At 39.4% G+C, this 7,547-nt stretch carries 12 protein-coding genes; 10 read left to right on the top strand and 2 right to left on the bottom strand.

Features of this window, described 5'->3' with window-relative positions; translation table 11 throughout:
- Positions 1–411: IS66 family transposase (locus PS3_RS00120; RefSeq protein WP_007121591.1), on the bottom strand; the 411-nt coding region annotated here is incomplete at its 3' end.
- 170 nt (positions 412–581) lie between these two features.
- Between PS3_RS00120 and PS3_RS00125 the strand changes: the two genes are divergently transcribed.
- From PS3_RS00125 to PS3_RS00170, 10 genes are all read left to right on the top strand, one after another.
- Positions 582–848 carry a hypothetical protein gene (locus tag PS3_RS00125; protein ID WP_050950773.1) on the top strand — a complete coding sequence of 89 codons (267 nt, stop codon included), beginning with the start codon at positions 582–584 and terminating at the stop codon, positions 846–848.
- Positions 845–1,282, top strand: coding sequence for a competence type IV pilus minor pilin ComGD (gene comGD / locus PS3_RS00130; protein ID WP_081478350.1), 438 nt, complete (start codon positions 845–847; stop codon positions 1,280–1,282). Before PS3_RS00125 ends, comGD begins: the two co-directional genes overlap by 4 nt.
- A complete protein-coding gene (locus tag PS3_RS00135) occupies positions 1,260–1,565 on the top strand; it encodes a hypothetical protein (protein WP_040467746.1) in 306 nt (101 codons plus the stop codon). Before comGD ends, PS3_RS00135 begins: the two co-directional genes overlap by 23 nt.
- The gene (locus PS3_RS00140; RefSeq protein WP_040467748.1) at positions 1,562–1,984 is read left to right on the top strand and encodes a hypothetical protein; all 423 of its coding nucleotides are present in this window, start codon (positions 1,562–1,564) and stop codon (positions 1,982–1,984) included. The genes PS3_RS00135 and PS3_RS00140 overlap by 4 nt, the downstream gene beginning before the upstream one ends.
- Complete coding sequence (locus PS3_RS00145) at positions 1,947–2,258, top strand: hypothetical protein (protein WP_040467750.1); 312 nt, start codon at positions 1,947–1,949, stop codon at positions 2,256–2,258. Before PS3_RS00140 ends, PS3_RS00145 begins: the two co-directional genes overlap by 38 nt.
- A 60-nt stretch (positions 2,259–2,318) precedes the next feature.
- A complete protein-coding gene (locus PS3_RS00150) occupies positions 2,319–3,314 on the top strand; it encodes a class I SAM-dependent methyltransferase (protein WP_040467751.1) in 996 nt (331 codons plus the stop codon).
- Positions 3,315–3,326: 12 nt separating this feature from the next.
- Entirely contained in the window at positions 3,327–4,526 is a 1,200-nt protein-coding gene (locus PS3_RS00155) for an acetate/propionate family kinase (protein ID WP_007121593.1), read from the top strand.
- A gap of 83 nt (positions 4,527–4,609) precedes the next feature.
- Positions 4,610–5,164, top strand: coding sequence for a YutD family protein (locus tag PS3_RS00160; RefSeq protein ID WP_007121594.1), 555 nt, complete (start codon positions 4,610–4,612; stop codon positions 5,162–5,164).
- Entirely contained in the window at positions 5,164–5,949 is a 786-nt protein-coding gene (locus PS3_RS00165; RefSeq protein WP_007121595.1) for a TIGR01457 family HAD-type hydrolase, read from the top strand. The genes PS3_RS00160 and PS3_RS00165 overlap by 1 nt, the downstream gene beginning before the upstream one ends.
- Positions 5,933–6,592, top strand: coding sequence for a TIGR01906 family membrane protein (locus PS3_RS00170; protein ID WP_176662239.1), 660 nt, complete (start codon positions 5,933–5,935; stop codon positions 6,590–6,592). Before PS3_RS00165 ends, PS3_RS00170 begins: the two co-directional genes overlap by 17 nt.
- On the opposite strand, the gene PS3_RS00175 is transcribed toward PS3_RS00170, so the two are convergent.
- Positions 6,554–7,195: a VTT domain-containing protein gene (locus PS3_RS00175; RefSeq protein WP_100207272.1), complete on the bottom strand. Its 642-nt coding sequence runs from the start codon at positions 7,193–7,195 to the stop codon at positions 6,554–6,556. The two genes, PS3_RS00170 and PS3_RS00175, sit on opposite strands and share 39 nt — an antisense overlap.
- Positions 7,196–7,547: the final 352 nt, after the last annotated feature.

Raw genomic sequence — 7,547 nt, forward strand, 5'->3', positions numbered from 1 at the left:
AAATACGTATTTCAAGTAATCGAAGATTCTTAAGTTATTTAACTTAACCGTTTGGATAATGGTATAAATCATCGCATTGGCTTTGGCTCCATTTTGGGAAGTGGCGAATAAGCTGTTCTTGCGAACTAGCGTTGTTGGACGAATGCTTTGTTCAACCGGATTGTTATCCAATGGTAATTGGGCATTATCAAAAATCTTGTACAGCCTGTCTTTGAGCTTTAACGCATTGTTAATTGCTCGCTTTAGTTTGCCCATTGGATGTTTAATCTTAGTGAGAAAGTCATAAACCTTATCAAGTTTAGGTTTAACTAGTTGATTGCGAAGCTCCAGCTTCTCGGCTGCAGAACCATACTGCAGATTTTTCTCTGTGTGGAACACTGCACCCATTAATTTTAAAACCTCTTTGGCCAAGATTGCCAGTGAGTTTGGAAAGGGTTGAAAATATTTGTAAAAAAGGTCATAAACAAATTTAGAGATACCTATAAGTCTCTAGTTAAACACTTAAGGGTTAAAAGCACTGTAAATCCCGGTATAAAAGGTTTTACGACACCGAAATTATTAACGGTTTTACTTAAAAAGAAATGTCAATTGTGCTCTTTATTATTTCTTTATTAATATTGATTATCTTGCCGAATTTAAATGGTCAACGAAAACATGCAACTTCAGTCAGTCGAAATGCTTTAGCTAATGTGATCCAGACTCAGTCAGATCTGTATCAAAATGAACATAATGGCGAAACTCCACATAGTTTAGCCGATCTGGTTAGCGAAAAATACTTAACGGAACAACAAGTAAAACAAGCCGAGCAACAACAAATCAGTTTCAGAAATGGACAAATTGAAAAATGATACGCTGGCGAGGTTTCACTTTAGTGGAAATGTTAATTGTTTTGGTATTGGCGGCTTTGATGGTTTTAATGAGTGGACCCTATATTGAACGTTATCAAGAGCAGACTGCTGAACGACATTTTCTACAAACTTTCCATCAACGCTTTAAGGAAGCGCAACTTCGCGCCCGTCGTGATCAGCAATCAACGAAGATCATTTTTCAGGATAATATTCGCTCTTTTAAATTTTCATATGGTAGTCCGGTGCATTCAGACTATGTGGAATTACCGAAACACTTAAAACGCCGGGGAGCATTTAAAAACGTCGAGGTTCATGATGATGGTTATGTGAGCCCCATTACGAATCGCTTTTATGATGAAGACAAACATTATTATCTAGCTTTTACTTTTCAATTGGGAGGAGGAGAATATCGTGTTCGTAAATATAAAGGCTAATGCCTTTTTAGTTGCTGAAAACATGGTTGCGCTAATGCTAACGAGTTTAACGGTAATTGGACTACTTACCTTTTGGGGGTATGTAAAACTGAACCAGAATCAATCCACTAAACAAGTTGAAGTGGCACGCTTATGTAAAGAAATTACAGATCAACGATTACGTCATCCAAATAGTCAACCGATCATTAAGCGCGGCCCTTATTTAGCCAAATATGAAAATGGTCAAGTGGTGGTGAGAAATGGTGGACATGAATTAATTCGGATTCAACCGGTGGCATCATGAAACAAGCCTTTACCTTGGGCGAAGCCGTGGTTGGCTTGATGATAGCTGCCTTAACCATTATTTTGTTAACGGGAGTAATTAAGAGTCATGACCGTTTAACCAATCTTAATATCTCGGAAGCCGATAATTGGCATCTTATGCTGCAAGATTTGGAGAGCGGAAAATATCAATTTACCGACCCCAAAGTGACTGAGTGGACGTCAGTATCTTTATATAGTCAGCGAGAACATAGTACTTATCAGATAAAACAACAAAACCATACTGTTTACTTGGCTAAAAATGATCAGGGTTACATTCCTTTATATACAACCAAGGGAATGGTTAATTTTGATCAAATTAATGCTGAACAAGTCAAAGTGACGGTAAAGGGGGCTTATAGCAATGAAGCCATTCTTACTTTTGCAAAAACAAACCGCTAACACCTTATTATCCAGTGTGGTGATTATAGGGGTAGTGATGACCACGATCTTAACGATGACAGGAATCATCAGTCGACAACGTCAGGTGACTCGTCAAATTGCGGATCAATATTTAGCCCAAAGCCTATATCAGCTATCTAATTATCATTCACAAACTTTTCAACAAGGACGAGTTGTTATTAATGGGGATCAAGCGGTGGTAACCCTTAATAATCAGCATCAGTATCGATTCAAGTCGATGAATACGCTTGAATTTACTTCACAAAATGAGTAAAATTAGACTGTATTGAAATGAAAGGAGTGATCTCAACTGGCACAAACGATTCCGGAAGAAATGTTTCAAACGTTCGACCAAGCTACTGAAATTTTGCAAGCGGCACTGGGTAGTTCTTATTTAGATGCCTTTTTAGAGAATGCTGAAAATTTGGTAGATGGGGGTCAAGTACGGGTGGAAGATGGAATCCCGAACGAAACGGATCAAGCTAAATTAGTCCACTTATATCAGCGATTAGCGGAATTTAAGTTCAATCCTGAGACCATGCGTCAACTCATTCAATTAAGTATGTTGAAAGTGACCCGTAAGGATCAACTGCCGAGTAATTATCAAATTACACCGGATACGATTGGGATGTTAATGGCGGCCTTAGCGTCCAGGATCTTGCCGGAGCAAGAGACGCTAAGCATTTTGGATCCTGTGGTTGGTTCAGCTAATTTGTTAACTACAATGATGAATCAATTGCAAGCACTAAATGGTCGCTCGACAACAGGTTTTGGAATTGATAATGATGATTTGATGTTAGCTACAGCTAGCGTTAACGTTGCTTTGCAAAAAGCGGATGTTGAGTTGTTTCATCAAGACGCTATTTTAGATTTAGCAGTTCCGCAAGTTGATTTAGTGGTCGCTGATTTGCCGGTGGGATATTATCCATTAGATGATAATACGAAGAACTATCGGACACGAGCTAAAGAAGGACATTCGTTTGTTCATCATTTATTGATTGAACAATCAATGAACTATCTTAAGCCAGGAGGTTTCGGCCTGTTCTTAGTACCACAAGCTTTGTTCCAATCTGACGAAGCACAAGGGTTAGTTGAATGGATTCAATCAGTCGCTCATATGCAAGGATTATTGAATCTTCCAACAGCAATTTTTGCTAACCAACAAGCTGCTAAGTCAATCTTATTATTACAACGTCAGGGAGCTAGTGCTCACCAAGTTCCTCAGGTTTTACTGGGTACTTTCCCAACGTTAAAAGATCCAAAAGAGTTCACTGCGTTCATGCAAAAGACCGATCAATGGGTCGCAACTAATTTACAGTCTATGAAGTAAGAGGAGATACAGATGTCAAAGACAATTGCCATTAATGCCGGAAGTTCAACGGTTAAGTTTAAGTTATTTGATATGCCAAGTGAAGAAGTTATTGCTGAAGGTAACTTGGAACGAATTGGCTTAGAAATGGGTCATGCTAAGATCAAGTATGAAGAGGACCAAGTTCATGAAGAAGATACTCCATTTGCTGATCATGAAGCAGCGGTTGAATACTTACTTCACCAATTAAAGAATCTCGGTATTGTGGCTGATTACAACGAAATTGATGCAGTTGGTCACCGGATTGTGGCTGGTGGTGAATTCTTCAAGGATTCAGCGGTAATTGATGAAGATGTCATGGACAAGATTGACCAATTAGCTGAATATGCGCCATTACATGATCCTGCCGAATTACAAGGGATTAAAGCTTTCAAGGATGTTTTACCGGATGCCTTTGCCGTAGCAGTGTTCGATACTTCTTTCCATGCTGACATGCCAAAGATGAACGCTCTTTACAGTACACCTTACGAATGGTACGAGAAGTACGGGGCGCGGAAGTATGGGGCTCACGGGACTAGTCACCGGTATGTGGCACAAAGGGCTGCTGATTTACTAGGCCGGCCTTTGGAAGATTTGAAACTAATCACTTGTCACATCGGTGCGGGTGCTTCGATTACGGCTATCAAGAACGGAAAGTCATATGATACTTCAATGGGATTCTCTCCATTGGCAGGGGTAACAATGGCAACCCGGTCGGGTGATGTTGATCCTTCAATGGTTAACTTTGTCGCTAATAAACTGGGGAAGAATGGTGATGAGATGATTGATATCTTGAACCATCAGTCCGGTTTATTAGGAATTTCCGGTGTGTCTAGTGATATGCGGGATGTTGAAGCAGCTGCTAAAGAAGGTAATGAACGGGCCGAATTAGCACTTGAGATTAACGTTAACCGCGTGGTTAAGTACATTGGTAGCTATGTGGCCGAATTAGGTGGGGTTGACGCCATTGTCTTCACTGCTGGGGTTGGTGAAAATGATCCAAACTTCCGGAAGCAAATTGCTGATCAACTATCATTCTTAGGTACGGGGATTGATGACGAAAAGAACAATGTCCGTGGTGTTGAACGGGATATTTCTTCGGATGATGCAACGGTTAAATGTTTATTAATTCCAACTGATGAAGAATTGATGATTGTTCATGATATCGAACGGTTGCGGAAAGCTGCTAAGTAATCTATAAGGTTGAGGTTAGTCCTCAGCCTTTTTGTTTTGAGTATGGTAAGATAGGTTTATCTTATTAGCGGAGAAATGTTTATATGAAACGAGATGTGGTACAAGCTTATATTGACCAACGGGCCGCTCAACGGGCTGGGGTTTATCAAGTCGTTCGCGATGATGAGTCCCATTTTAAAATAAATGGTCATCAATATTTATTAATCAAAGATTATCGGGCAGGGTTTGATCCCGAGCAATTAGCCAATCGATTTAGTTCGATTTTAAGCAAATATGATTATATTGTTGGTGATTGGGGACATAATCAACTTCGTTTACGGGGGTTTTATCAAAGCGATAATCCCTTATTTGATCGCGATCATTCCGTTACGTTAATCCAAGATTATTTGTATGAAGAATGTAATTTTGGGTGCCCTTATTTCATCATTCAAAATCTTGAGGTGGCCATTCCACGCCGAGTTGTTAATCAGAAACGAAGTGCGCATGCGCTAAAAGAATACCGTGAACATCAACGGTCGGCGAGTCGACCAAAGCCGCGGTATCGGAAAAATCAAGAAGTAACTTCAGTTAAGAATAAACATCGACCTAATCGACGAAAGTTTGTGATTCGCGATAAGAAGAAAAGGGTGCACGATTAATGAAACATTATGATACCTACTTTATTGATTTAGACGGGACCATTTACCAGGGGAAAAATCGCATTCCAGCGGCAGCTACATTTATTCAGCGGCTAAAAGACCACGGGAAACGAATTTTATATTTAACCAATAATAGTACCCGGACGCCAGAAGAAGTGGCGCAAGTCTTAACCAAAGATCATCAAATTCCTACGGACCCTAAAGATGTTTATACATCGGCCTTGGCGACCGCTGATTACGTCAAATCAATTGCGAGCACTGGTCAAGAACGAGTGAACGTGATTGGTGAGTGGGGCTTGCAAAAAGCTTTATTGGATCGAGGCTTTTATCTGACAACTTATCATCCAGACTTTGTGGTAGTGGGGATGGATATGAATGCCACCTATGAGGATTTTGCAACGTCGGTCTTAAACATTCAACGTGGGGCCAAGTTTATTGGAACTAATCCGGATACTAATTTGCCTAACGAACGAGGAATGTTACCAGGAGCAGGCTCCTTAGTAGCTTTAGTTCATTATGCTACTCAGGCAGTTGAACCTATCGTAGTCGGTAAACCACATGCGTTAATTATGGAAATGGCTTTGCAGTACACCGGAAAGCAGGTTGATCAAGTCCTGATGGTTGGTGATAATTTCCATACGGATATTCAAGCTGGCCAGGCTGTCGGAATGGATACTTTGTTGGTGTATACTGGGGTATCAAAACGGAGTGAAGTTGCTAAAGAAAGTCAACAACCAACCTATCAAATTAATTCATTGGATGAATGGGATGAAGAAAATATATAGCGTAATTCGAGTTACCCTAACGATAACCACAATTTGGTTATCATCTTTAGGGAGCTCTTTTTTTATAATGTTAAATTGTTCGAGTTGGTGGGTTGACTTACGTAGTTCATATTTAACAAACGTTCCCACTCAACATCAATTAGCAGATTATTGGCGGGTGATTCGTTACTTACAATTACCATGGGTTCATGAATTACATTTTGAATATTTGAAAATGGGTTCTTCAGCGATTCACCATTTCCAGGATGTCAGAGGCTTGGTTTTGGGGGCGGAATCATGGTTGATAATTAGTTTATTAGTAGCAGTGGGGATGCTTTGGTATCAAAAACGGACTTTTCAACTATGGAAGTTAAAAAGTCCGTTAAGATGGTCGTTTATAATTGTGCTTTTACTATTAGGGATGGGCATCACTAATTTTGATCAGACTTTTATTGAGTTCCATCAATTAGTGTTTAATAATCATGATTGGATTTTTAACGTTTACACCGATCAAATTATTAACATGCTTCCCATTAGTTTTTTTCTGATCTGTTCTTTAATTTGGTTTGCGCTGACATTTATTTTTGTTTTTCTAGTAAATTGGTGGATTAATCATCAGTTAAAGTTATTTGCGGACCAATTTACTCCGAAGATAACTGACTAGGGCCGGAATTAATGAAACCACGATAATCCCAATAATAATCAAGGAAAAGTGGGCTTTAACGAAGGGGAGGTTTCCAAAGAAGTAACCAGCTCCACAACAAATTGCGACCCAGGCAGTACAACCGATGATGCTGTATCGAACAAACTTACGATAAGGAAAACCCGAACCAGCGGCAGCGAAAGGCGCGAAGGTACGAATGATGGGCATGAAACGGGCCAGAATAATCGCCATCGCTCCGTGTTTTTCAAAAAAGGCTTCGGTTTTATGGAGACTTTCTTGATCAATTAATTTTGTAAACCAAGTGTGTCGAGCGAGTAACTTTTCTAAATTTTTCCCAATATAGAAATTTAACGAGTCACCGCCAAAGCAGGCAATAAAGAAAATGATGATGAACCACCAAATGTTAAGATGGTAAAGGGCATTGGCTGATAAGGCACTCGCAGCAAACAGGAGGGAGTCTCCTGGGAGGAAGGGGAGAATAACCGCTCCCGTTTCGATAAAAATGATGGCAAACAGAATCAGATAGGTCCAATCTCCAAAAGTGGTAACGATTTGAACCAAGTGACTATCAATATGTAAGACGAAATCAATGAAAAAGTTGATAACAGACATAATGTTCTCCTTCTAAAAGTCTATAGAGCATTGTATCAAGACTTGTTTGGTTAAGAAAGTTGTTTTAATGAAAATTAATTTGGGTGTCGATAGTAGTCCATATAAAGTCAGGAGGGAGAGAAAGTTAAAGCTTACAAGTATCCTTTAATCAACGCTTTTAAATATGCTAGCGAAAGATTGGTAGCAGATCAAAATAAAAATCAAAAAACACTTGCATAGAATTTTACGAGCTGGTATACTATCAAAGTTGCCAAAACGCATAAGTAACAAAGCGTGTTAAGAAAAATAAAACTCTTCTTGACACAGGTTTTATTAAGCGTTATAGTAATAAAGCTGTTAAAAA

Origin of the sequence: Limosilactobacillus gastricus PS3, from assembly GCF_000247775.1 — a bacterium.
GTDB classification, from domain to species: Bacteria; Bacillota; Bacilli; order Lactobacillales; family Lactobacillaceae; genus Limosilactobacillus; species Limosilactobacillus gastricus_A.